25 protein-coding genes are annotated in these 25,540 nt (G+C 63.8%); 16 read left to right on the forward strand and 9 right to left on the reverse strand.

Translation table 11 applies throughout. The features are described 5' to 3' along the window. Positions 1-17: 17 nt before the first annotated feature. The 13 genes from R3F42_15480 (at position 18) to R3F42_15540 (ending at position 12,676) form a co-directional block, all read left to right on the forward strand. Entirely contained in the window at positions 18-440 is a 423-nt protein-coding gene (locus R3F42_15480; GenBank protein MEZ5543418.1) for a hypothetical protein, read from the forward strand. Positions 441-804: 364 nt separating this feature from the next. Beyond that, positions 805-960: a hypothetical protein gene (locus tag R3F42_15485; protein MEZ5543419.1), complete on the forward strand. Its 156-nt coding sequence runs from the start codon at positions 805-807 to the stop codon at positions 958-960. Between the two features lie 298 nt (positions 961-1,258). Continuing rightward, complete coding sequence (locus R3F42_15490) at positions 1,259-1,870, forward strand: hypothetical protein (protein MEZ5543420.1); 612 nt, start codon at positions 1,259-1,261, stop codon at positions 1,868-1,870. Between the two features lie 666 nt (positions 1,871-2,536). Beyond that, a complete protein-coding gene (locus R3F42_15495) occupies positions 2,537-2,995 on the forward strand; it encodes a fibronectin type III domain-containing protein (GenBank protein MEZ5543421.1) in 459 nt (152 codons plus the stop codon). Positions 2,996-3,197: 202 nt separating this feature from the next. Continuing rightward, complete coding sequence (gene ppk2 / locus R3F42_15500) at positions 3,198-4,136, forward strand: polyphosphate kinase 2 (GenBank protein MEZ5543422.1); 939 nt, start codon at positions 3,198-3,200, stop codon at positions 4,134-4,136. 2 nt (positions 4,137-4,138) lie between these two features. Beyond that, the gene (locus R3F42_15505) at positions 4,139-4,354 is read left to right on the forward strand and encodes a phosphatase (protein MEZ5543423.1); all 216 of its coding nucleotides are present in this window, start codon (positions 4,139-4,141) and stop codon (positions 4,352-4,354) included. A gap of 402 nt (positions 4,355-4,756) precedes the next feature. After that, positions 4,757-5,713 carry a MoxR family ATPase gene (locus R3F42_15510; protein MEZ5543424.1) on the forward strand — a complete coding sequence of 319 codons (957 nt, stop codon included), beginning with the start codon at positions 4,757-4,759 and terminating at the stop codon, positions 5,711-5,713. A 55-nt stretch (positions 5,714-5,768) separates the two neighbouring features. Then, complete coding sequence (locus R3F42_15515; GenBank protein ID MEZ5543425.1) at positions 5,769-6,680, forward strand: DUF58 domain-containing protein; 912 nt, start codon at positions 5,769-5,771, stop codon at positions 6,678-6,680. A 3-nt stretch (positions 6,681-6,683) separates the two neighbouring features. Next, positions 6,684-7,250 carry a DUF4381 domain-containing protein gene (locus tag R3F42_15520; GenBank protein ID MEZ5543426.1) on the forward strand — a complete coding sequence of 189 codons (567 nt, stop codon included), beginning with the start codon at positions 6,684-6,686 and terminating at the stop codon, positions 7,248-7,250. Then, on the forward strand, positions 7,243-8,397 hold the full coding sequence (locus R3F42_15525) for a VWA domain-containing protein (protein MEZ5543427.1): 1,155 nt from the start codon (positions 7,243-7,245) through the stop codon (positions 8,395-8,397). The genes R3F42_15520 and R3F42_15525 overlap by 8 nt, the downstream gene beginning before the upstream one ends. A gap of 2 nt (positions 8,398-8,399) precedes the next feature. Beyond that, on the forward strand, positions 8,400-9,311 hold the full coding sequence (locus tag R3F42_15530) for a VWA domain-containing protein (GenBank protein MEZ5543428.1): 912 nt from the start codon (positions 8,400-8,402) through the stop codon (positions 9,309-9,311). Next, positions 9,308-10,948: a hypothetical protein gene (locus R3F42_15535; protein ID MEZ5543429.1), complete on the forward strand. Its 1,641-nt coding sequence runs from the start codon at positions 9,308-9,310 to the stop codon at positions 10,946-10,948. The genes R3F42_15530 and R3F42_15535 overlap by 4 nt, the downstream gene beginning before the upstream one ends. Before the next feature lie 90 nt (positions 10,949-11,038). Continuing rightward, positions 11,039-12,676 carry a hypothetical protein gene (locus R3F42_15540; protein ID MEZ5543430.1) on the forward strand — a complete coding sequence of 546 codons (1,638 nt, stop codon included), beginning with the start codon at positions 11,039-11,041 and terminating at the stop codon, positions 12,674-12,676. 46 nt (positions 12,677-12,722) lie between these two features. On the opposite strand, the gene polX is transcribed toward R3F42_15540, so the two are convergent. The 5 genes from polX to R3F42_15565 form a co-directional block, all read right to left on the reverse strand. Continuing rightward, on the reverse strand, positions 12,723-14,450 hold the full coding sequence (gene polX / locus R3F42_15545) for a DNA polymerase/3'-5' exonuclease PolX (protein ID MEZ5543431.1): 1,728 nt from the start codon (positions 14,448-14,450) through the stop codon (positions 12,723-12,725). An 84-nt stretch (positions 14,451-14,534) separates the two neighbouring features. After that, positions 14,535-15,965, reverse strand: coding sequence for an RtcB family protein (locus tag R3F42_15550; protein ID MEZ5543432.1), 1,431 nt, complete (start codon positions 15,963-15,965; stop codon positions 14,535-14,537). 57 nt (positions 15,966-16,022) lie between these two features. Further along, positions 16,023-16,481, reverse strand: a complete 459-nt coding sequence (locus R3F42_15555; GenBank protein ID MEZ5543433.1) for an archease — start codon at positions 16,479-16,481, stop codon at positions 16,023-16,025. Between the two features lie 115 nt (positions 16,482-16,596). Next, positions 16,597-17,400, reverse strand: a complete 804-nt coding sequence (locus R3F42_15560; protein MEZ5543434.1) for a Mut7-C RNAse domain-containing protein — start codon at positions 17,398-17,400, stop codon at positions 16,597-16,599. A 55-nt stretch (positions 17,401-17,455) separates the two neighbouring features. After that, on the reverse strand, positions 17,456-18,598 hold the full coding sequence (locus R3F42_15565) for a hypothetical protein (GenBank protein MEZ5543435.1): 1,143 nt from the start codon (positions 18,596-18,598) through the stop codon (positions 17,456-17,458). Between the two features lie 719 nt (positions 18,599-19,317). Here R3F42_15565 and R3F42_15570 point away from each other — a divergent pair. Then, positions 19,318-21,258, forward strand: coding sequence for a putative Ig domain-containing protein (locus R3F42_15570; protein MEZ5543436.1), 1,941 nt, complete (start codon positions 19,318-19,320; stop codon positions 21,256-21,258). A gap of 133 nt (positions 21,259-21,391) precedes the next feature. Here R3F42_15570 and R3F42_15575 read toward each other — a convergent pair whose 3' ends face one another. Continuing rightward, positions 21,392-21,994, reverse strand: coding sequence for a DNA-3-methyladenine glycosylase I (locus tag R3F42_15575; GenBank protein MEZ5543437.1), 603 nt, complete (start codon positions 21,992-21,994; stop codon positions 21,392-21,394). 277 nt (positions 21,995-22,271) lie between these two features. On the opposite strand from R3F42_15575, the gene R3F42_15580 reads away from it, so the two are divergent. Together R3F42_15580 and R3F42_15585 are read left to right on the forward strand one after the other, a co-directional pair. Beyond that, a complete protein-coding gene (locus tag R3F42_15580) occupies positions 22,272-23,099 on the forward strand; it encodes a universal stress protein (protein MEZ5543438.1) in 828 nt (275 codons plus the stop codon). A 144-nt stretch (positions 23,100-23,243) separates the two neighbouring features. After that, on the forward strand, positions 23,244-23,612 hold the full coding sequence (locus tag R3F42_15585) for a cytochrome c (protein ID MEZ5543439.1): 369 nt from the start codon (positions 23,244-23,246) through the stop codon (positions 23,610-23,612). On the opposite strand, the gene R3F42_15590 is transcribed toward R3F42_15585, so the two are convergent. The 3 genes from R3F42_15590 to R3F42_15600 form a co-directional block, all read right to left on the reverse strand. Beyond that, entirely contained in the window at positions 23,596-23,745 is a 150-nt protein-coding gene (locus R3F42_15590) for a hypothetical protein (protein MEZ5543440.1), read from the reverse strand. The two genes, R3F42_15585 and R3F42_15590, sit on opposite strands and share 17 nt — an antisense overlap. 62 nt (positions 23,746-23,807) lie before the next feature. Beyond that, positions 23,808-24,731, reverse strand: a complete 924-nt coding sequence (locus R3F42_15595; GenBank protein MEZ5543441.1) for a YihY/virulence factor BrkB family protein — start codon at positions 24,729-24,731, stop codon at positions 23,808-23,810. A 12-nt stretch (positions 24,732-24,743) separates the two neighbouring features. After that, on the reverse strand, positions 24,744-25,214 hold the full coding sequence (locus R3F42_15600) for a rhodanese-like domain-containing protein (GenBank protein ID MEZ5543442.1): 471 nt from the start codon (positions 25,212-25,214) through the stop codon (positions 24,744-24,746). Positions 25,215-25,540 lie beyond the last annotated feature (326 nt).

A 25,540-nucleotide genomic window follows, 5' to 3' on the forward strand; every position in this document is an offset into this window, starting at 1 on the left:
CAACCGGCGGCCGCTGCATGTACGAACAGGTTTCCCACTCACTGCTGAACCGGATTCTCGACAACCTCCCCGCGGATATCCGCGCCCAGGATCTGCGCCATTTCTACATCAGGCTGGGCGCGAATTTCTACGCCATCCATTCCCTGTTTCATCACCTCTACGGCGGGCGCGAGGATTTCGAGGCGCAGATGACGCGGCTGGTGGAGGTACTGGCGCGTCATGATCTGGCGCGGGACCCCGAACTGCGTGAGCTGGACCGCCAGCGCGAGGAAAACCACAACTGGTTCCTGAGCCAGGAATTGGTCGGCATGGCGCTGTACTGCGACGGTTTCGCCGGCAACCTGCAAGGCCTGGAATCAAGGCTGTCGTATCTGCAGGAACTCGGCGTCAACATGCTGCACATCATGCCGATCCTGAAATGCCCCGAAGAGCGCCGGTGACGGCAGCTGTGCAATCAGCAACTTCCGCGCCCTGGACAGGCGCGCCGGCGCACTCGAGGACCTGCGCTCATCGCCGCCTCTTGCGCAAGCGCGGATGCTGCGACCTTGGACAGTGGTCGTCACACCTCGGACGAACACGAATGGGCGGCGTGCCGCGTGCCGGAGAACAACACCAGGACTACTAATACTGCTTCGACAACCGCGACATCCCCGACATGTTCCGAAGGAGACCAGCGCCCGAGAGTATTCCCGGAAACGGCCCCAGGCAGCTTCACCTGGGACGAGGCGATGAGCAAGTGGGTCTGACATTGGTAACAATGCCAGTGGGACCTGAACTACGCCCAATCCCGCGGTATTCATCGAAATGGTGGATATCATCCTGTTCTGGGCAGGCCGGGCGCGCGCATCGTGCGGCCTCGACACGCTGTCGCCTTCCTCATGGAAGAAAATCGGCACGACCTGCCAGAACAGGCGCGAGGCGCACCTGATCCTGCAACTGCTCAAGGACTGCTGCCGGTGACCGCACGCGGCGCTCTTCATCGCCGAGGCCATCGTCGCACCGGTAGAGATAGCGAAATACTTTGGTGAGGACGCCGTCATCGCCAAGGAGTGGAGATCGCCTACAACGCCTTGCTGCTGGCACTGCTCTGGGATACGGTGGCCTTCGCGCGAACCTGTTGAGGATATCGGCGTGCGCAACCACCGAACAGCTCGATCGCGCGCCACCTGGCTGAACTACATCGCTGCCATGACGACATCGGCCTGGTTTCGACGACAACGACGTCGCCGGCTATGATCCGCTGGCGCACCGCCTCCTGGTGGATTACTTCACGGGCGATACGACGCTCACCGGCCCGCGGCCAGCCGTTCGCGAGCAACCCGAAGCGACGCACGCATATCCGGCTGCGCTCGCCTCGCTGGTCGGGCTCGGCACGGCGCTGGAGCCTGGCGATCGAGATCGATATGGCTGCTCAGCTGTGTCTGCTGCTGCACGGCATGATCATGTCATACGGCGGCATCACCCCCTGCTCTACTACGGCGACGAGATCGGCACTCAACGACTGCACCGTTCAACTTTGCAGCGTGGAGGCGGCACGACGCCGAGGGGCTTGCAGAAAATGATCGCCGTGCACCCAAATCGATCCCGGCATTCGCCGACTTCAGCAGCAACCGCGAACTGCTCGATACCGGCAATGCCGCATTTCGTCATGCGCAATGATCCGTTCCACAGCGGCGAGAACGTCCTGGTAGTGACGAACTTCGACCGCGCCCCACAGCCGCTCGACCTGATCGATCTGCGCAATCGCGGGCGTTTTGCCTATGGACAGGTGCAGGATCTTTGCTCCGGCGAATCGCCTTCGCTCTACAAGGATACGCTGGTCATCCCGCCCTACCGCTTCTACTGGCTCAGCGACCGCCCGTCATTCTAGCGCCGCGCTCAATACCCCGTGGCCAGCCGCGGCATGGTCGGCAGTGGCCTGCCCGCGATTGTTGCCGGACCCGTCGACAATACCGGACAAAACCACTGGATTATTAATGTATTAACGGGTTTTGCGAGCTTTCGGCACCCGCGTGTCGTCATTACCCGACGTCTTCTGCCCGCATTCCGGCTAACCCGATGTATTGGCACGGCTGCCAACTGATCCTGATTGGCGACAGCATTGCTGTCTCGGCACGGACCCAACTGGCTCCAAGCAACGGCAATCCAACAGCATTCAACGGTTTTATCATTTTTAATCATGCAATTGCACCGGCGTCACGGCCGCGGCATACGTTTTTCCCCCGTGGACATCACTAGCAACATGTCAGCCCGATGACGTCCGCGGATGTTCGATCGCGCTGTTGCCGCCGGTACGCGATCCGGCGCCGAAGAATAGCTATATCATCATGTTCTAATTATCTTTTCCATGGCAGCACGGTCCGAACAGGCGCGGCCTGGCGACGGAAATCCGACGCTGTTTCCTTCCCAGCACCCTGAAATGCGCTGGCACGCTCCTTGCCTTTCGAATTTGCGCACAGCATCACAAGACCGGCATCAGGAGCCGCTGGCGCGGCGCCGATAGCATTAATAACTGTTACATCAATGGAATATGTATATGCAAGGCTACAAGCATACAGTCACAATTGGACGCACCCTGGCAATTGTCAGTTTACTGGCGCTGCTTAGCGCCTGCGGTGGCGGCGGCAGCGTCACCGATGGCGCGACTTCTGGCATCAGCAGCACGACGACCAATTCCGGAAGTACCGGCTCCACGGGCGGCAGCACGACGACGGCATCCGGCTCCGCCACCGGCAACTTTACCCTGTCCTGGACCGCCCCGGTTGCCCGCACCGACGGTACCCCGCTGGCCCTGTCCGAGATCGCCGGCTATCGCGTCCATTACGGGACGAGCCGCGGTAATTACCAGAATCACATCAATATCACCGATGGAAGCCTGCAATCCGCGACCCTGAGCGGCGTCCCTGTCGGCACCTATTACGTCACCATGAGCACGTACGATGCCAACGGACTGGAAAGCAACTACTCCTCGCCCGTGATCAAGCAGGTTCTGTAAAGCCCGCTCCCCCTCCCTCCGTACGCCCGGCCCGTGTACTATCGGTGCCGGGCGCGCATGCGTCCCGCAGCACCCCCGATTCAGCCCCTGGACAACAGGCCGATACCGTCATGGAGCGGTCATCATTGACCTGAGTCAACACGGTAGCGGGTCATCAGGGATAAAAGGGGAGATTCAGCAAATGAAAAAGACGGATCAGGCCATGAGCGATACACATGCCAGCGCACTCGCGGAACTCGCGGCAGGCAGGGAGACACCTGCGCTCGCGTCAAAAAAGGAGATCAAGAGTCTCGGCAAGCAGCAGATCTTCTCCGACGCCAATTATCCCTACACGACCAAGATGGGCCGGGACGAATATGAAGCGGCCAAGCAGGAACTGCAGATCGAGCTGCTCAAGATGCAGGGCTGGGTCAAGGAAACCGGCCAGCGCATCGTCATTCTCTGCGAAGGCCGTGACGCGGCCGGCAAGGGCGGCACCATCAAGCGTTTCATGGAACACCTGAATCCACGCGGTGCACGCGTGGTCGCCCTGGAAAAACCGACCGAGGAGGAAAAGGGCGAGTGGTACTTCCAGCGCTACGTCAAGCATCTCCCCACCGCAGGCGAGATCGTTCTGTTCGACCGCTCCTGGTACAATCGCGCCGGCGTCGAGCGTGTGATGGGCTTCTGTTCTTCCGGCGAATACCTCGAATTCATGCGCCAGGCGCCGGAACTGGAACGCATGCTGGTGCGCTCGGGAATCAAGCTGTTCAAGCTGTGGTTTTCGGTGAGCCGCAACGAGCAGTTCCGACGCTTCCAGGCACGCCGTCACGACCCGCTGAAACAGTGGAAACTCAGTCCGATCGACATGGCCTCGCTGGACAAGTGGCAGAACTACACCGAGGCCAAGGAAGCGATGTTCTTCTACACGGACACCGCCGACGCGCCCTGGACCGTAGTCAAGTCGGATTGCAAGAAGCGCGCCCGTATCAACGCCATGCGGCACGTGCTCAATAACCTGGAGTACCCGAACAAGAACGCCCAGGTCGCCATCGCACCGGATCGGCTGATTGTCGGCTCGGCGAAACACATCTACGAATCGGGTGAGCATTATCTGGAAAGCAGCCCGCTGGAACAGAGCGAAAAGGACAAAAAGGATTAGTCATGTACCAAACCGACCATGCCCAGGCCATGACCGACCGTTTCCGCGAACTGGTTGAACAGTCCGGCGACAGCCTGCCCGACAATCATTACGACGAACTGAAACTGATTATCGAGGCCGGTCTTGATACCGCACTGGCGGAGACGATGGATGCCATCGTCGGCAAGCTGAATGCCCTGGCCCATGATATCCAGCACAACGCTGATTTCTTCGACTGACGCCCCTGCCCGCCTCCACCTGATCTGGCGGCAACCGCAAGCCGGACCGGCACGGTGAGCCGGAGCTGTGCCACTCGCACCTGGACGCAGGCGCAGGGCCCGTCGCCGTACGCCGCGCGCGCCAGCGGCCGGCAGCCTGCCCACGGCGGAACCTGCGTGGTTGATGAATGTCAATACCCGGGATATTGCAATCAGGCATAGTTTCGAGTCACTATGGGAAAGTAATAATAATATAGAGTTAGATGGCCGCATCCCCACCCCATCCCGCACACGCGGACAAATCGGGCGTAGCGCCGGGTTAACCTCCAGCACCCCCGATACCGACGGTCGGCAGCGGTAAGTCCATACCACACAGGAGCGTGCACAGTGTTATTTTCCGGCAGTCCGAATAAGTATCGCCACATGGATTCCTCAGCGCTCGACTGTGTCCGCAAGCACCTCTCCAGCCGCGTCATCGGACAGCACAGCCTCATCGACAGCATGCTTATCTGCCTGATCAGCGAAGGCCATCTGCTGGTCGAGGGCATGCCGGGCCTGGCCAAGACGACTGCGGTCAAGGCGCTGGCCGAGGCGATCGAGGGGGATTATCACCGCATCCAGTTCACGCCGGATCTGCTGCCATCCGACCTGATCGGTACCGACATCTACCGTCACGAAAAGGGCGAATTCGTCTTCCGCGCCGGGCCGCTGTTTCACAACATCCTGCTCGCGGACGAGGTCAACCGCGCGCCGGCCAAGGTTCAGTCTGCCCTGCTGGAGGCCATGGGTGAGCACCAGGTCACGGTCGGTATGAAAACCTACCGGCTGCCGGACCTGTTCATGGTGCTGGCGACCCAGAACCCGATCGAGCAGGAAGGCACCTACAACCTGCCGGAAGCCCAGCTGGACCGTTTCCTGATGCATGTCTGGGTGGATTATCCGAACCGGGAAGAGGAACTGGCCATCCTCGAGCTGGACATGAACCAGCAATTGACCGCGCCGAAAGCACCCGAGACAGTCCTCAGTCAGGCCGAACTCTTCAAGGTGCGCGAGGATGCGGCCAGGCTCTATCTCGATCCCAAGCTGAACAACTATATCGTCGACCTCGTGCAAGCCAGCCGCCATCCCGAGGCTTACGACGACAGCCTCAGGCGCTGGTGCCGGTTTGGCGCCTCGCCACGCGCAACCATCGCCCTGGCCCGCTGCGCCAGGGCCCGCGCCTGGCTGGACGGCGACGATTACGTCGCCCCCCAGCACATTCAGGCCGTGGCGCCGGACGTCCTGCGGCACCGCATCCTGCTGACCTTCGAGGGCGAAGCCGAAGGCGTGACCAGCGACCAGTTCATCAAGCGTCTGCTGGAGGTCGTGGCAATACCGTGACCGTCAGCAGGAGCTTCGGGACAGGGCGCCCGTATCACACACAAGTAGCAGTGCGATGAGCCTTCACCCGCAACTGGACGACCTGCTGGAACTCCGCCATCAGGCCCGCGCGCTGGGCGTTGCTGCCAACCACCTGGTCAATTCGACCTTCACCGGCCTGTATGCTTCGGTCTTCCGCGGCACCGGGCTCGACTTCGATGAAGTGCGCGAATACCGCGAGGGCGACGATATCCGCAACATGGACTGGCTGGTCACGGCCCGTACCAACACGCCGCACCTGAAGGTTTTCCGCGAGGAACGTCAGCGCAGCGTCATCCTCTGCATCGACTCCGGTCCGCACATGAGTTTCGGTACGCGCGGCACATTCAAATCCATCCAGGCGGCACGGACCGCAGCATTGATCGGCTGGGCGGCGAGCAAGCAGCATGACCGGGTCGGCGGCGTGCTCTTCGGCAATCCGGCAACCGGCCTGCGGTATTTCCGCGCCACCCCCGGCCGGCGCGGCCTGTGGCGCCTGCTGCGCGCACTGACCGAGCCCATCGAACGCGGCGACACGGACGAATCCCAGCTCATCGCCGCCCTGCAGCACCTCGACAGTGGCGCTGCCACCGGCTCGCTGATCTTCGTCATCGCGCCGATCAACCAGGTCACTGTCGGACTGGAACGCATCCTGGGCAGCCTCAAACAGCGTAACGACGTGGTGTTGCTGCCGGTGGACGACCCCGCCGACCGGGAACTTCCGGCGATGGGTACGATCATCTTTTCCAATGCCGCGGGCGAACTGCTGGAAGTCGACACGGACAACGCCGCCGGCCGCGCCGCCTTCAGCGAAGACTGGGAACAGCGACGCGAGGAATTGCAGCAACTGGCCTACCGGCTCGGACTGGGCCTGATACCGATCAGTACAATGGACGATGTACACCGCACACTCATTACCGGTCTGCAACAGTATGCGGGCAGGCGCTAGCCTATGTTGAACTCCGGCACTGCAGTACTGCGCGACATTCACGACCTCGATGCCATCCCATGGTGGCCACTGGCGCCCGGCTGGTGGCTTCTGATCGGCCTGCTGGCGTTATTACTGGCAACAGCCGGCCTGCGCTACTGGCTGCGTTACAGTGGTTTTATGCCGGGCTGGCGCGGGGATGCACGCCGGCAACTGCGGGCGCTGCAGAAGTCCCTGCGCCGGGAAGAACCACGTGATGTCGCTGGCCGCCTGTCCACTCTGCTGCGTCGTATCGCCATGGCGCGTGTCGGCAGACGCCAGGCCGCCGGTCTGTCCGGCGACCGCTGGCTCAGCTGGCTCGAGGAACACGACAGCACCGGCTTCAACTGGACCCGGCGCGGGCGCATTCTGCTGCACGCCCCGTACATGCCCCCGGCACGCGCAGTGGAACGCAAGGAAGTGGCTCGACTGGTCAGTGCAGCCAGGCGCTGGGTCGATGCAGTTACGCCCGCAGACCGCAAACCGGGAATCCCGTGGCGCGAGCGGCTTGCCAGTTATGGGCTCGGACGCCGGAGCAGACATCATGTTTAGTTTCCACTGGCCCTGGGCCGCGCTGCTGCTGCCGCTGCCGCTGCTGGTGCGCTGGTTCTGGCCGCGGCCGCATGGCGCAACCGACGCCTACACCCACGCCGACAGTTCCACGCTGCTGCACCCTGCGCTGGGCCGGCTGGCTTCCACCTTCGTCGCCGCACGCTCGCTCACCCATGCCGGCAGCCGTCTCATGATCATCCTCCTGGCGCTGGCGTGGATCGCGCTGGTCACGGCCGTCATGCAGCCGCAATGGCTGGAGCCCTACACCGAAATCCGCACCGAAGGCTATGACCTGATGCTGGCGGTCGACACCTCGCGTTCGATGGAGGCCCTGGACTTCACGGTTGACAACCGTCAGGTCACGCGCATGGCAGTTATCAAGGGCGTGCTCGAACGCTTCATCAAGGCACGCGACGGCGATCGTATCGGGATTGTCGTGTTCGGCAGCCAGGCTTTCGTACTGTCGCCGATGACCCAGGACCTGCAGGCACTGCAGACGCTGCTGGACAGCGTCGTGGCACGCATGGCCGGCGACGGTACAGCCATCGGCGACGCGATCGCGCTCGGCGTCAAGAAGCTGCGCGAACGCCCGGAAGGATCGCGCGTGCTGATACTGGTCACGGATGGCGAGAATACCGAAGGCAGCATGCCTCCTGACATCGCTGCCAAGCTTGCCGCGCACGAAGGCATCCGCATCTACACCATCGGGGTCGGCAGCAAGGGCCTGGTACCGTTCATAGAGAACGGACAGATGACACAGGTCAAGATGGAAATCGACGAGGATCTGCTGACAGAAGTGGCCGGCACAACAGGCGGCGCCTATTTCCGCGCCACGGACAGCGGCGCGCTGGAAAGATCTACGAGCAGATCGACGCACTGGAAAAACCAAGGCGGAAGCCCGCACCGTCATGCTGCCGCAACCGCTGTACCGCTGGCCGCTGGGTCTGGCGCTGCTGCTGCTGTTCCTACTGGGACTGTTCCCAAACGGCATCCCGCGAGCCTGGTTCACGAGGCGCGTCCATGGCTGAACTCTTGTCCGCCTTCCACTTCAGCGAACCGTCCTGGCTCTGGGCGCTACTGCTGTGCGTTCCGGTCGCAGCCTGGGTATTCCTTACCCGCCACCTTAGCCGTCCCAATGAACGGATAAGGTTGTATGCGGACAAGAGCCTGCTGCCGCACCTGCTGGGTCGCACCGAAATATCCGTTGTGACACAGTGGCGGCGTTACGCACACTGGGCCCTGTTATGGTCGCTGCTGGTACTGGCCATGGCCGGCCCCCGCTGGGACTTCACCGACGTGCAGCTGTTCCGCCCGGGCACCAACCTGGTCGTACTGGTCGACCTGTCGCGCTCCATGGATGTTCGTGACGTACAGCCCTCGCGCATTGCGCGCGCGCAGCAGGAACTGGCTGACCTGCTCGATCACAACCGCGGCATACGTATCGGCGTCATCGGTTTTGCATCGATTGCCCAGGTCGTATCACCCGTGACGGAAGATATGAACGGGATCCGCCGCGTGCTGCCGGCGCTGGACACCAGCTTGGTACAGCTGCCGGGCAGCCGCTTGACGTATGCGCTCGAACGCGCCGGGGAACTGCTGGCCGGACAACCGCAGGACAGCGTCAACTCACTGCTGATCATCACCGATGGCGACTTCGAGGAACCCGGCCTGGAACAGCAGCTGCGCGAATTTGCGCAGCGCGGGGTGCGCACCCACATCCTCGGCATCGGCACGCCGGAGGGAGATGCGGTGCCTGGCGAACGTGAGGGCATGTGGCTCAGTGATCGCCGCGGTCAACCGGTCGTCTCGGCGCTCAACGAAGCGCTGCTCAAGACGCTGGCCAAGGCCGGGAATGGCGATTACCTGCGCGCCGATTACCGCCAGGACGATACCGACAGCATCCTCGCCGAAGTGAAGGCGCAGGCATTGCCCGGTCGGGATCTGAATGAACGTACCCGCGTTTGGAACGAACGCTTCTACTGGCTCGCGGGGCTGGCGCTGCTGCTGATGCTGCCGCTGTTTCGCCGTACCCTGCCCGGTTTCCAGGTGCGCCGCTCATGAAAAGCCGGATCGCGTCCAGACCTGTCGTACTGGCCATCCTGCTCGCGGCAGCAGCACCAGCGCAGAGCGCCTGGTTCCGCAATACCGAGCAGGAAGCCGCACACAAATATCATGGAGGCGAATACAGCGAGGCGGCAACGGCATTCGACGACAACTACCGGCGTGGCGTTGCACTCTACCGTGCCGGGCGCTATACGGAGGCCGGTGAAGCATTTGCCAGCGTCGAGCGCGAGGATATCAAACCCGATGCGCTCTACAACCTCGGCAACACCCGCTACAAGCGCAGCGACTTCCTGGGTGCGGTCGATGCCTATGAGGCGTCGCTAAGCCTGCGGCCGCAGGATGAGGACACACTGCATAATCTGGCACTGGCAAAGCAGATGCTGGAACAGACGACACACGAGGAACTGAAACAGGAAGACGAGGAGCAGCCCGCGGAAAAGCAGGAGCAGGAAGAACAACAACAGCAAGAGGAACAGCAGCAAGAGGAACAGCAGCAGGAAGAGCAACAGCAGCAGGAATCCGAGCAGTCCTCGGGCGAACAGCAGCAGGAATCCGAGCAGTCCTCGGGCGAGCAGCAGCAGGAGTCCGAGCAGTCCTCGGGCGAGCAGCAGCAGGAATCCGAGCAATCCTCGGGCGAGCAGCAGCAGGAATCCGAGCAGTCCTCCGGCGAGCAGCAGCAGGAGTCCGAGCAGTCCTCGGGCGAGCAGCAGCAGGAGTCCGAGCAGTCCTCCGGCGAGCAGCAGCAGGAGTCCGAGCAGGCCTCGGGCAGCCAGCAGCAGGAATCCGAGCAGTCCTCCGGCGAGCAGCAGCAGGAATCCGAGCAGTCCTCGGGCAGCCAGCAGCAGGAATCCGAGCAGTCCTCGGGCGACCAGCAACAGGACAGTGACCAATCCTCTGGCACTGACCGGCAGCAACAGCAGGGCACCACGGGCAAGGAGGACACCGCTGCCAAGCAGCAGGCCGGCGACGAGCAGCAAAAGGATTCAGATTCAGAGGGCAATCAAGAAGATACGTCCGAGGAATCCGCCGGCGAGCAGACCCAGGACAGTGCGGAATCCGCCGGGGAACAGCAGGACCAGGCCGCCGCCATGGGCGGCGAGCAGGAACCTCAGGACGCCGCCGGCAGCACCGCGGAAGATCGCGACCGCGCGGCAGCCGGGTCCGAGGAAAATCAACAGCAATCGGGTGATTCCGGTAAGCAGGGTGAGGAAAAAGGTGTTAATCTAGACATAGAAAATCGTGATACGGGATCAGAATCCCACGAAACCGGCGATACTGCTGGAGGGTCTGAGGATCGTAAGGAGCCCCAGGCCGGCAGCCGCTCCGATGCATCTGCCGGTCCGGACGGACTCCCAGACCAGATCTCCGAAGAGCAGGCGGCGGCCAGCCAGGCGGTGGACCGTTTCGACCAGATGGGCAGCGGTAATCGCGAGGCGGACCAGGGGACGCCACAGGAGGGCATTCCGGACCAGAACGGGATTCCCGGCACCAGTATCTCGATGACCGTCATGGATCAGTGGCTGGAACAGATCGAAGGCGATCCTGCTCACCTGCTGCGCAACCAGTTCCGTATCGAGGAGCAGCAGGAACTGCAGCGTCACGGCCGCCAGCTGATGGAAACGCGGCCCTGGTGAAAAAACCGGAAACACTACCCGTTACGGAATGACGGGGTGAAATACCATTATTGAGGATATGGGGGCAATCTCTTGATCAAGGTCACAACCATGCGCAACGTTTTCATATGTCTGCTGGCCAGTCTATCGATCTCTCTGGCGCACGCCGCCGGTTTCTCCATGAGCACGGGCAAGTCCCATACCAAGCACTACGGCAAGGATACCTACACCACCAACCGTCCCTGGGGCAACATCGAACCGAGCAAACCCGCCCCGCAGTACCAGCCCCCGCAGCCTCTGCCCGGCAACTACTATCTGGGTGCCGCGCCCGGTACCGGCTGGTATCAGGCACAGTTGCCCGCCGGAGGCGCCGCCCCCGGCACAACGCCCGAGGTCGAGGTCGAGGTCACCGGTTCGGTTTTCTACGAGCAGCAGAACATCATCTACACGGCACGGGTCATCAGTGACGGCAATCTCGCCTCGCTCGACGTCGAGGCACCACGGATCGAAGGCGCGGCGCTGGAACTGATCGACGGCCCGGTGGCCAGTACGCGCCCGAACGGCTACAGCCGCGCCCCGCGTATCGTCAACACCTACCGCTACAAGCTGATGCCGGTGCGCGACGGCGAGATCGTCATACCGGCGATCCGCTTCACGGGCACGCATGCCGCCGGCGGACAGGCTCAGCGCGGGGACAACCGCTTCAGCATCGCATCATCCGGCCCGTTGACCCTGCACGTGGATCCGGCCGATCCAGCCGTCCGCCCCTGGCTGCCCCTGCACGACCTGCGACTGCAGACCAACCTGAATCTGGACGGGCCGGCCAAAGCGGGCCAGCCGGTGACCCTGACGGTAGAACTGACTGCCCGGGGCGCACTCGGCACCCAGTTGCCCTCCGTAGCGCATCAGCTCGAGAGCACGCAATACCGGGTGTATCGTGATACTACGGCCACCCAGAACGGCATCTCCGCGAACGGCCGCTATCTGACCGGCAGCCGTAAGGAAACCTATACCATCATCCCGCTCCAGGACGGCTGGATCCGGCTGCCCAACATCAACGTGGCGTGGTGGGACGTCGACAGCCAGACAGCACGGCTGGCAGGTCTGCCGTCGACCGACTCCGGCGCGGTACCGGCGGGACTGGCAGCTGGCGGAGACGGCGCACAGACCTTCTTCCCGATCTATTTCTGGACACCCATGGTGGTGGCACTGGCACTGATCGCTGGCTTCTGGCTCGGTGCCTGGCATCGCACCCGCCCACTGCTCGCGCGCGCCGGCAACTGGTTCGCCGCCACAGGACGGGGCGTCTCGGCACGCACGCGCCGTGTAGCCTACGCCGTCTCACCGGTCCGGCACCTGCGGCAGTTGCGCATGGCCTTAGCCCTGCTGATGCCGAAGTCGGTCAGGATCTGGATGTGCGCACGCTGCCTCGCCACGGAGGACAATCCGCAGGCCTGGTGCCAGGAATTCAAGAGCAGGGTTTGCGGTCACCTCGACATGTCGGCCCATGCCACGCTCACGAGTATTGCCGAGCGGCTGATCCAGACCAGCCCGCGTGCGGAACCGGCGGTGCTACGCGAGCTGGCGCAGACGCTGGACGGCGCCCTGTATGGCGATCAGACGGTCGATTTCCCGGCCTGGAAGCAGGAACTGAAGCAGCAGCTGCGGCCACGGCTGCTGGGTAGCCGCCGTACCCGGACACGCCGCAGGACCAATCTCCTGCCGGTATTGAATCCGACGGTGGCCTGATGTCGCCTGCGTCCGGTGCGGCAGGGCCGTACCGGGGCGCTGCTAGCTAGGATGACATCGTACGTCGCAGCAACGGCCGCAGCTGGCGCAGCGTACGGCTGTTGAGTACGTCCCGTCGTTCCAGCCAGCCGCGCCGCGCCTGCCCGACACCGTAATCGAGATTCGCGAAATCACCCGTGCCGTGGGCGTCGGAGTTGATCGCCACGAGCACACCCTCCTCGCGCGCCATCTGGCAGTACACATCCAGCAGGTCCAGCCGTTCCGGATGGGCGTTGAGCTCCAGGAAACAACCGCGCTCGCGCGCCTTGCGGATGATCCTCGGCATGTCGACATCGTACGGCTCGCGGGTATCGAGCAACCGTCCCGTGGGATGCGCAAGCAGCGTGAAATGGGGACGGTCCATGGCACGCAGGATGCGTTCCGTCTGCTGCGCACGCGACAGCCGGAAATTGCTGTGCACCGCACCGATCACCAGATCCAGTTCACCCAGCACCGTATCCGGCAGGTCGAGACTGCCGTCTTCCAGGATATCCACCTCCACGCCCTTCAGCAGCGTTATGCCCTCCAGCTGATCGTTCAGGCGGTCGATCTCGTGTCCCTGCTTGCGCAGGCGCGCGGGATCCAGGCCATGCGCCACCGTAAGACGGCGTGAATGTTCCGTGATCGCGAGGTATTCCAGGCCGGCCGAATGCGCCGCCACTGCCATCTCGCGCAGGGTGTTATGCCCATCCGTGGCTTGCGTGTGCGCATGCAGGTCGCCCCGCAGATCGGCCCGGGTCACCAGCTTCGGCAGCTTGCCCGCACGCGCCGCCTCCAGCTCGCCGCGGTCCTCGCGCAGCTCCGGCTCGATCCAGGGCAGACCGACACTGCGATACACCGACGCCTCGGTGCTGCCTGCCGTGCGGCGCCGGCCCCGGAATACGCCGTACTCGCTGATTTTCAGTCCTCGCTCCTGCGCCAGCCGGCGCAAGGCGATATTGTGCTCGCGTGATCCGGTGAAATACTGCAGGGCGGCGCCGAAACAGGCCGTCTCCACGACACGGACATCCACCTGCAAACCGGAGCGCAGCAGCAGCGTGGCGCGCGTGGTGCCGCTGGCCAGCACCTTGTCGACTTCATCGTAGGCGACGACGTGCTCCATGACAGAACCATCCGCCGCCGCGACCAGGATGTCGAGATCACCGACCGTCTCGCGGGCACGGCGATAGCTGCCGGCCACGACCGCCTGCTGCACGCCCGGGATCTGTTCGAGCCATGCGCGTAGCGGCTCGGCGTACTGCGCGGCCACGGCCAGCTTGATACGCGGCTGTGCCCGCACCTGCCTGGAGACAGCATCGAGTATGGCCTGCTCGGTCTTGGCGCCGAATCCCGGCAATTCGCGGATGCGGCCGTCGCGGGCGGCTCGCGCCAGCTGTTCCAGTGTGCGCACCTCCAGTTCCTGGTACAGCAGGCGTACCCGTTTCGGGCCCAGGCCGCGAATCTTCAGCAGCTCGGTGACGGAATGCGGTACCTGCCGATGCAGCGTATCCAGCATCCGGCACTTGCCGGTAGCAACGATATCCGCGATGCGGCCGGCGAGATCGGTACCGATACCAGGCAGTTCGGTCAGGTCATCGCCCCGCGCCAGCATCTCCGCCACCGGCACGCCCATACCCTGCAGCTGACGCGCGGCGTTGCGGTAGGCGCGCACCCGGAACGGATTTTCGTTGCGGATCTCGAGCAGATCGGCGATTTCCTCGAACATCGCGGCGATATCGGCATTGTGAACTGGCATGACACCGGACCCTCCGCTTGCTACTGATACCGCCCGCCGTAGGTGCAACACGTCACGCCACGGTCAGTGGCGACACACGCACCACTAGCCCTTGATGCACACCAGCGGCTCCAGCCGCGCCACCTTGCGCGCCAGCCCGGCGGCAGCGGCCGCCGCCACGACCGCGGTCACGTCCTTGTAGGCGCCCGGCGCCTCCTCGGCGACGCCGCGTCCCGTCGGGCTGCGGACCAGGATACCGCGCGCGGCCAGTTCGTCGATGACCTGCCGGCCGCGCCAGGTCTTGCAGGCCTGGTGCCGGCTCATGGCGCGGCCCGCACCGTGGCAGGCGGAACTCCAGGAGAGTGCCTCGCCGGCGCGGGTGCCGGCCAGCACATAGGAGGCAGTCCCCATCGAGCCGCCGATCAACACCGGCTGACCGGCGGCTCGCAGCGCATCTGGCACTGCGGGGTGCCCCGGCCCGAATGCCCGCGTGGCACCCTTGCGGTGCACGTGCAGGCTGCGTGCGCGCCCGTCCACGACGTGCTCCTCGAGCTTGCAGGTATTGTGCGAGACGTCGTACAGCAGTTCCAGGTCCGCGGCTGGCAATACCCGCGCGAACACCCCGCGTACCAGGTGGGTCAGGATCTGCCGGTTGGCCAACGCGCAGTTGATACCGGCACGCATGGCACCGAGATAATCGCGGCCGATGGGCGAATCGATCGGCGCACAGGCCAGTTCCCGGTCCGGCAACGTGATGCCGAATTGCGCTGCAGCCATGACCATGCGTTTCAGGAACTCGGTGCCGATCTGGTGACCGAGACCACGCGAACCGCAGTGAATACTCACCACCACCTCGCCCGTACGCAGCCCCATGATCCGGGCCGCATCCTCGTCGTAGACCTGCACGATGTGCTGTACTTCCAGATAATGGTTGCCACTGCCCAGCGTGCCCATCTCGTCGCGCTGGCGCTGCTTGGCATGTTCGGAAACGCAATCCGGTTGCGCCCCGGCCATGCAACCCTGCTCCTCGGTGCGGGCCAGGTCTGCAGCCACACCATAGCCCTGCGCCACCGCCCAGCGGGCACCGCCCATCAGCATGGCATCCATCTGCGCAGGATTCAGTCTGATCGAGCCGCTGCTGCCGAGGCCGGCGGGTATGTCGCGGAAGAGTGCATCTGCCAGCGGTCGCTGCACCGCCATGACCGCATCGTGCCGCAGGCCGGTGGTCAGACAGCGCACCCCGCAGGAGATATCGAAACCCACGCCCCCGGCCGAGACCACGCCGCCCGCAGCCGCATCGAATGCCGCGACACCGCCAATTGGAAAGCCGTAGCCCCAGTGCGCATCGGGCATGGCATAGGAGGTCGCTACGATGCCGGGCAGCATCGCCACGTTGCAGACCTGTTCATAGACCTTGTGGTCCATGGCGCGGATGAGCGCCTCGTCCGCATAGATGACCGCCGGTACGCGCATGGCGCCGTGCGGGTCGATCTCCCAGAGGTATTCGGTATGCCGGCTGAAGAGTCCCGGATCCATGGGATCACCTGCCGTCCCGGCGCTGGCTCGCTGAATCCGCATACCGCTGCCGGCGCTTCATACATCTACCACGCACTGCGCAAGCCAGACGCCATCAGCAGCCTGCGACACGCGCAACTCGGTATAGGTTGCCCCCTTGACTTCCACCGCCGGCTGATGACGCGCGGTATCGAGGGGCTCACCCCAGGCCTGCGCGGTCAGCGTCCCGCCGCGGATACTGACGCAGTAGCGTCCGAACACCCAGCGGCGTGTGGCCATTTCGTAAACCAGGGCATTGAGCCAGTCCACCAGCAGCAGCTCGACATCGGGCGCCGCGCAGGCGATCCCGATGCTGCCGCCGGCATGAACAAGCTCCGGGTCGGTGATGACCGCGGTCAGTGCCATGGCCGCCTGTTCGAAGGCCTGTTCCCGGGTCGCCCCGAATCCGCGTACGCCGATATCCGCGCCATGCGGAAAATGCTCCCAGTGCGCGGGCCGACGCACGGCAGCGGCTGCACTGGCGCTTTCCCCGGACATGCCGGCAGATATATCATCCCGGCAGGCGTCGATACATGACGGTTGTCAATCACACCCGAGATGACGACCGCCGGCACGACATCTGGCAGGGCCGGAATTCAGTCGGCAACGCGGCTCAGGTGGAGTTAGGTGACAGATCCTCCAACCGCGGCGCTTGGCGCTGCTCACCCGATCCGGCCGGCTCCCGCCCGAGCGCCGCGACCAGTCGCATGGCACGCTCGAAATGGCTGCCCTTCCAGTAGATCTGCCCGCAGCCGGTGCAACGTCTGAAGTCATCGTAATACCTCCGTGTCTTCGGCTGCAGCGCGGCCGCCACGGCCTGCTTGTCAACCTGCTCCAGGACACCGTTGCAGCGGGTGCAGCGGGTAAAGGGCTGCACCTGGCGGTACAGGTCCAGCCGTTCCAGCACCTCGCGCACCTGCGCGCGCGGTTGGTCGGCACGCACGAAATAACCATGGGTGATGATACGCTGCTGCAGCAGGGCGCGGTCGCGTGTGAGCACGATACGCGACTCGTCCACCGATATGCGTGCGACCTCGGCGTCGGTCAGGTCATTGGCATAGCGACAATCGAAGCCCAGCAGACGCAGATAGCGCGCCAACCGACCCAGGTTGACGTCCGCCACGAAGCGTGGCGTCCGCAGGGGCGCGGGGCGCAGACGGATGAGCGGACTGATATCCACGGCCTCGAACACCGGGTAGACGCTGATCCTGTCACCGGCCTGGACGATGCGGGAGAAGTCCACCGAGACGCCGTTGACCAGAATGAGGTCTACCTCGGTATGCGGCACACCGAAGGATTCGATCATGTCCTTTACCGACGTACGCCGCCGGCAGTCGTGCACGATGTCCCGCCGGCGCAATGCCGGTGCCAGAAAATCGTTCAGCTCCTCGTAGAAGCGCAGGATGACCTCAGCCATCGCTCCCCCGTGTTCCGGGCGGCACTGCACAGTCCGCGCGAGCAGCAGTCCCGGCTCACAACTCGTGCAGTTCCACTGACGGGTTGTTGAACAGCCTGCGCCGCACCTCATCGAAATAATCCGGCAGGTAACGGTCGCGGATGCGCAGCGGCAGCCGCTCGAGCGTCCGGTACGGCAACGCCGGATAGGTGAACAGGAATTCCAGCAGAAAACCCACATTCTGCGCCAGCTGTCCATAGTAGCGCGGGTTGTGGCGCTGGCGGATGATACGATCCTCGTGCATGCAGCGGCCGATCTCACCCTCCAGCATTTCCAGATAGCCGGTAACAATGATTTCCACATTGACACCGGCCTCCCCCGCGCACACGAACTCGCGGAAGGCCGCGTCGGCCCGCGCGGATGAATAGCCGTGCGCGGCGAACACCCGCAACATTCCGTCGTGCAGGGGTTCGGCCAGTATCGCAGCGCGGTCGGGATGGTGCTCGACCACGATATGGGTGGCACGATAAATACCGTCGTGACGCTCCTGTTCGATTACGCGATCACCACCCGCCTGCAGCAAGTCAAGCAGCTGGGTGAAATGCCGCGCCTCTAGGACGAGCTTGACCCCGGCAACATCGTTGACGACCAGCGCGCCCGGCGCTGGCTGGAAATCGTGCACCCGCAGAAGCACAAGCTGTTCCGCCTGCTGCTGTTCGGCAGGCGTCAGCGCCGGCGCACCCGGCAATCCTGCTGCACCGCCCGCTTCATGCAGCCAGTCGACCACGCGGCGCGCGCATTTTTCCGCCAGTCGCCGGATGCGCTTGACCCGGCTCGAACCGAGATATTGCATGGAACCGGATCGGCTGCGGAAATAGAGCCTGCCGTGGAATGGCGTCTCGCGATAATACTGTCCGGGATTGTGTGCATAGGCGGCGCCGAGCGCCACGCACCGGGCGCAATCCCGCGGCAGGTCACGGCTGATGCGGTCCCGGAGCGCACCCTTGGTCGTAACCGTCTCCGTGTGCAGAGCAGCGCCGTGGAGACCCTGTAACAGGCGGGCCGAGAAGCGCTCCAGATAGCGGGAGACATAGACGTTATTGAAATGCACCAGGCGCAGGATCTCATCGACGTCACCGGCCTGCAGGTCATCATGCAACCAGCGCCGGATCACCTGGTACAGCCGCTCCCGGTGCAGAAAACCGTTGATCAGGATCATGCCGCGTTATCCCGGCGCCCGCGGTCACGGTACCGCACCAGCGCACACTTGGGCTGCATGATCTGAACCGTTGCGGCCTGCTGCATCATCCGCCCCTTGATCCAGCCGCATGCCATTCCTTGCCGATGTTTCCTGCATATGGCTGAACGCGATCCTGCAGACCGCCCGTGGTGTCGCTGATCACCTACAGCAAGCCCTGCAGCGCCAGTAAGCCCATGATTTCAATCATCGCACAGTGTACCTGTTCAACGACATCGCAGCGTGCGTGCACGCGCTCCCGGCGCTGCGTACCGGCACGCATTCATAATATCCGCAAATTCATGCGGTTATAACCCCATCCGCGCGAACCGCAGCTGCGTTAACCGCCGTCACGCCACCTGCAGCGGGCGCAGACGGCAGCGAATCGACGACAAATGCGCTGTGACGCATGCACGGTCTCACGTCGGCGACGCTGCGGGCCGCTTCGGGCGAATGCACGCAAACACTGTAAATAAAGGCATTTGCTGCATTCACGTGCAACAGGTCACGACGTCGCGGAAGTGTGCGCCAGGCACGGTCCGCACGCTGGCACGAAGATTGCTCTGACTCTGCAAAAACAGAATTCCTCAATACCTCCGGCTGCGTCACGACCGGAGAGAACAGACAGAGTAGCGATCCATATGCTGAAACGATACGTTGTATTGCCCTTCACCAGAAGTCTGTTACTTGCAATCATCGTAATGCAACTGGCCGCCTGCGGCGGCAGCAGTGATACTGCAGCGACGGCCGCTGCGAGCAGCGCCGGTGCCGATGTCACCGACGAGATCCTGCTGGCCGGCAGTGTGGGCGACGGTCCCATTACCGGGGCCAGCGTGGAAATCTGGACCGCCCAGGGCAAACTCGTAGCCACCACGACCAGTGACAACACCGCGAGCTTCAGTTCGCGGCTGCGGATCCGGCGCTCGAGCTACCCGTTGTTACTCAAGGTCAGGGGCGGCATCGACCTCGTCACCGGCAGCGCGCCCGACTTTCAGCTGCTGTCCATCATGCCTGACCGCTATACGCGCCGGGTCAACATCAATCCCTTCACGACCCTGATCGTCAGGATCGCACAGGCTCTGCCCGGCGGGGCCACGCTGGCCAATACCGAGTACGCCCGCAAAACCGTGATGAACGAAATGAGCTTCGGACTCGAACCGGGCCTGGTCGCGGAACCGTTCACCGCACCCATCAGCGACACCAATATTGCCAGCCTGATCAAGTCGAGCGAAGCCATGGGTGAGCTGGTACGACGCACCCGCGACCTGATAGCGGACACCGGCGTCACGGCCACCGGCGATGACGTGCTGACAGCACTCGCCGCTGACATGCGCGATGGCAGCCTTGACGGCTCGGGTGCTGGCGGAACCGATGCACGGATCTCGGCTGCGGCCCGGATCCTCTCCGCGCAAGTGCTGGTGGAGGCATTGCCCAACACCCTGAAGATAGCCGGTATTGTCGCCACACCGGTCATCGACCAGTCGATCGTGACCACCCGCGCCGGCATCGGCAGCGACAAGTTGACCCAGCAGGTCAGCATCAACGCCGCCATGTTGCAGCAAACCAGCGCCGCACTGACGGCTGCGCGCTCCCTCGATACCAGTGCCGAGTTGCAAGGCCTTGAAACCATCGTCGCCGGGATCACCCCCGGCACACTGCCGGCCGACATCGCGCCGCTGCTGCCGGCGGACGCCTCCCGGGCACTGGATAATGCCGTGTTGCTGCTTGCATCTGCCGACGCGAGCCAGCTCGCCGCGATCAACAGCATGAGCATGCAGCGCGGCGCTGGCAGTCAGCCAACTGCCACGGAGACTGCACCCGCGGCCGACACGTCAACGACCGACCCGGAATCGCAGGATGCCGCGACCACGACCTCCGAGGACAGTACCGCCTCGAATACGTCAACCCGGTCCTGGTGGTCGCGACGGAGCGGGGCACGCGCGACAGCGAGCACCGATTCAACCGCGACACCGACGACGACCGATTCCGGAAACACGACTGCGGGCACACCGGTCATCACGACTACCAGCCCGGGTACGACGACCACAACGACAACCGCCCCGGCTGCGACAACCACCACGGCACCCGCAGCCGTGAACAGCGCGCCCGTCATCAGCGGCTCGCCCGCGCGCAGCGTCGAGGCCGGCAGCGCCTACAGCTTCCAGCCCGGCGCCAGCGATGCCGACGGCGACACCCTCACCTTCCGCATCAGCGGCAAACCGGCCTGGGCCAGCTTCGACACCGGCACCGGCCGCCTGAGCGGCACCCCGGCCAACGCCGGCAACTTCGGCAATATCGTCATCTCGGTGACCGACGGCACGGCCAGCGCGAGCCTGCCGGCCTTCGCGATCGACGTGACGGCTGCGCCGGTCACGGTCGGGAGTTTCACCCTGTCCTGGACGGCACCGACCGGCCGTTCCGATGGTACCGCGCTGTCGCTGTCGGAAATCGGGGGCTACCATATCTATTACGGTACGACGGCCGGCAACTACCCGAATTCCGTCGATGTCAGTGATGGCAGTGCCACGACGGCGACCGTGCAGGGCCTGACGGTCGGCACCTATCACGCGGTGATGACCAGCTACGACAGCAATGGACTGGAGAGCGCCCGCTCTGCAGACATCGTCAAACAGGCACAGTAACGGCGACACGAGCCACCACCGTCGTCACCGGTCACCCGGGCCGGGATGCGGGCCTGGTGCAGGCGCCGTGGATCCTGGCGCCCGGGTAGGTGCGGTTCCGATGCAACCGGCATGCGGCGGCAAGCCGGCCGTGTCAGCTCGATGACAAGTGACGTAGCTGCTCGTAACGGAAACAGTTCGTGACGTGATCGTTGACCAGCCCGGCTGCCTGCATATAGGCGTAGCAGATGGTCGTACCGACGAAGCGGAATCCGTGCGCGCGGAGTGCCTTGCTCATGGCGTCGGACTGGGCGGTACTGGCAGGCAACTGGGCATGCGAACGCCAGCGGTTGTGCCGGGTGCGGCCATCAACGAACTGCCAGACATAGTCATCAAATGAACCCGCACGCTCCTGCAATGCCAGGAACTGCCGGGCATTGCCGATGGTCGCCTCGATTTTCTGCCGGTTGCGTATGATGCCGGCATTGCCGAGCAGCGTCTCGACCTTGCGTGTCGAGTAACGCGCGATACGGACGGGATCGAAATCATCGAAGGCGGCGCGGAAATGCTCGCGCTTGTTCAACACCGTCGACCAGCTCAGACCGGCCTGGAAGGCATCGAGCACGAGAAACTCGAAATGCTTGCGGTCATCGTGGACCGGCACTCCCCATTCGGTATCGTGATATTGCACCATGAGGGCGTTCGGTCGGGGTATGAGCGGCCATTGGCAGCGCGACAGATCGGGATCGTAGGACATGCGGTCAGTATAGCGCCGGTCAGCGCCCGTGCCGCGCTTGTCGGGCGCGCTGCCTGACAGACTGTCATATCGATGCGCGCACTGCCGATCCGCCAATCCGGAGATTCCGGATGGCGTTGACTCGTATCAATGCCGTGGCCCGTTATCCCGTGCTAAAAAATAATTGTCCAAATAATAACAGCGCGCTGTTGCGCGGCAGGCACCGGGGGGTAAGCCTGGCAGCGTACCACGCAACCGCAGCCACCGATTGCAAACTGCAACGCAGAGGAGGTGTGGCATGATGGACAGGATACTCGTCCCGCTGGACGGTTCAGAGAAATTCACGGAAACGCTCGCCTATGTGGTGGAGCTGGGCAAAGGCGTAGCCCCGGAGGTATTGCTGCTGCACGTACAGGCGCCAGCGGCAGCTGCCGAAGATCATCCCGTATTGAAAGACTATGTGGATGCCCTGGAGGCGCGGCAGTGGCGGGTCCAGGCAGTTGTGCGCACCGGTGACCCGGTGGCGGAGATCGTACGCTTCGCGGTAGAGACCGGACCCGCATTGATCGTCATGTCCACGCATGGCCGGTCAGGGCTCGAACGGATACGTGCCGGCAGCGTCACCGAACAGGTGCTGCGCCAGTCGCCATGTCCGGTATTCATCCTGCACTCCACGCGACCGGACACGACTGCGGACAGGCATGACCACCTGTTCCGGCGCATGCTGGTACCGCTGGACGGCAGCGAGGTCTCTGCAGCCATTCTGCCCTGCGTGGAAAAGTTCGCACGGCATTTCAACACCGAGGTCATACTGTTTCACGATCACCCGGAGTGCGATGCCGCCGCCGACGCGGGCAGGCGCCGGGAGTTTCTCGACCAGCACGGTGTAACGCTGGCAAATGCCGGCATCCCGGTACAGCTGGACTGCTCGACGCACCGGCGCCCCGCGCAGGAGATTCTGAGCCGTATCGATGCACTCGATATCGATATCGTGGCGATGGTGTCGCACGGCAAGGGTGGCGTGCATCGCGCGCTGGACGAATCGGTTACCGCGAATGTCATGCGCCACGCCAACCGACCCCTGCTGGTATGGTCGTCCGACCCGCAGTGTCCGCGCATCGGTTAGCAGTCGCCGTGCGCTGGTATGGCAGCCATGCGGACGGCCCTGCCCGGCAACGGTGTCGCTGCGGCGGGCAACGGTGCTAATATTGACGTTGCCCGGCCGGCGGCGCTGCCGGCCAAACCTGGCGGACAGACCATGAAGGGAAGAATGTCATACACCACGGCCGGCGTGCTGCTCACCGGACTGCTGACCTGCACTGCCGTGCCGGCAGAGTCGTTCGACCGCGGTCAGGCGCTCTACGAGAACCATTGCCAGACCTGCCATGAATCGCATGTGCATCTGCGCGCACGCCGGGCATCCTCGCTCGACGAATTGCACAAGTGGGTTGCGACCTGGAGCTGGCATGCTAACCTGGGCTGGAGCGACGAGGATATCACGGACGTGGCCGACTACCTCAACCGGCATTTCCTATCTTCGCGGTGCCGGGGCGGGACTGAGTCACGCCGACAGCGGCAGGTCGGCGCGGACAGCGCAGTCCGCGACGGACGCGTCGCCGCAGCTAGCCCTTGCCGATGAACGGCACCGGCACTTCCAGCAGTATCGCGAGCACGGCGATCACAATGATCAGTAGTGCGATGGCGGTAACCACCAGCAGATGTCGTTCGTAGCGCAGCATCATTCCCCCTTCGAGCGGCTGCAATGCAGCCATGCCAGGACACCCAGGTTACGCGATCCGGCAGGACCTTGACAAATCCTTCGCAATAGCCCGTCTCAGGTGTGCATACCCGTGGTAGCAGCGGCCGGCGTATCGATACGCTCGTATTCCGAGATCACCTGCGCACCGAACAGCAGGATGACGGCCGCTGCTTCCAGGCTCAGCAGCAGGATGACGGCCGTCGCAAACGTGCCGTACACCACGTTCACGATGGAGAGGGTGGAAAAATACCACACCATGAAATGCCGCGTCAGTTCCCAGAGCACGGTCGCGGTAATGCCGCCGATCAATGCATGGTGCACGGCCAGCCGGCCGGTCGGCATGACCAGATAGAGCGAAGACAGCAGCAGGATCTCGCCGATGATGCCCAGCACGTAGAAGATCCCGGTGTAATGGCCCTGTATCGCCCAGGTATACCCCAGCACCGTGAAGGTTCGGTCGTCCAGGCTGTGCAGCATGCCGCTGACCGTGCTGACCAGAAACATGCCGAGCGCCAGGCACAGGATGTAACAATAGGGAATGATAGCCGAGACCAGGAAGTGCCGGCGATGTATGGCGACACGATGGAAGAAGATCACCGACATGGCGTTTTCCAGCGTGGTGAAGGCAAACGAGCTGAACAGCACCAGCATGACCAGCCCGAGCGAGCCGACCAGCTTCCAATCGTGCAGGAATGCCGCGACCTGCGCGGTCAGCTTGTCGGCCTGGCCGGGCGCCACCAGTACCAGGTATTCGCGGGTGGTATCCAGCAGCAGTTTCATCTCGACCAGATGCGACAGCGAGATGAGAATCAGGGCCAGCATGGGTACGATGGACAACAGCGTGTAGTACGCCACCGCCCCCGCCAGCAGGAACCCCTGGTTGGCACGGAACCCGGCGAAGGTGATCAGTGCGAAGGTCCACGGATGCCTGATCACATAACGCATGCGACCGCTCACCGCGGTTGCGGACGCTGCGTCGATACTGCGCGGATCGGGCATGACGGCGCCGGCTCAGGGTAACGCAAACGGCAGGCCGTCTGCCTGCCATTGCGCCAGTTGTACGTCCACCGCCGTCACGTGCGCCAGTCCCAGCTGCTGCAGCGACTGCGCCGCCAGGGCGGCGCGGCTGCCCCAGCCGCAGTACAGGTACACTGCGGTTACCGGCGCGGCGGCTGCGCTGTCGCCCAGCAATGACCAGATGCGGAACTCGATCACGCCGCGCGGAATATTGACCGCGCCGGGGATGTGTCCGGCCTCAAATTCATCGGGCTCACGCACGTCGATGACCAGGATGCCGCCTGCCTGCACGTCGGCACGCTGCAACACCGCCAGGAAAGCGGCCTGATCGATCAGCGTGACCTGCTCCCGCGCCCGCGCGACCAGCGCGTCGACCGCCGCCGGCAGTGCGGCGGCCGCGGCACCGCAGCTCGCAACAGCCAGCAACAGGCCCGGCAGCAACAGCCTGGGAATTCGGCATGTCATGGGCTGTCTCCCCCTGGTCCCTGCGTCTGCGCCCCGCTCCGCCCACTACAGTACACGGCACCACGAATGCTGCCAAGGCTGCTCATCCCGGGAGACAGCCAGCGCCGACACCGTCCCGGCGTCTTGCGGCCCACGTACGACTTGCAGGGGCGCCGGGTACACGCTACTGTCTGGCCCGCGCACGGACGTCACCTGCCGTGTGCCCCGCAGCTACCCCGCATGACACGGGCCCACCCCCGCCGGTCCCCGTGTTGCTGCAGTCGCATCCGGACATGATCACGGGCACGGCGGCGGAACGGGACCGGCGCGGTATTTGACAATTCGCA

This window comes from Pseudomonadota bacterium (assembly GCA_041395565.1).
In the GTDB taxonomy this organism is placed as follows: Bacteria; Pseudomonadota; Gammaproteobacteria; order UBA9214; family UBA9214; genus UBA9214.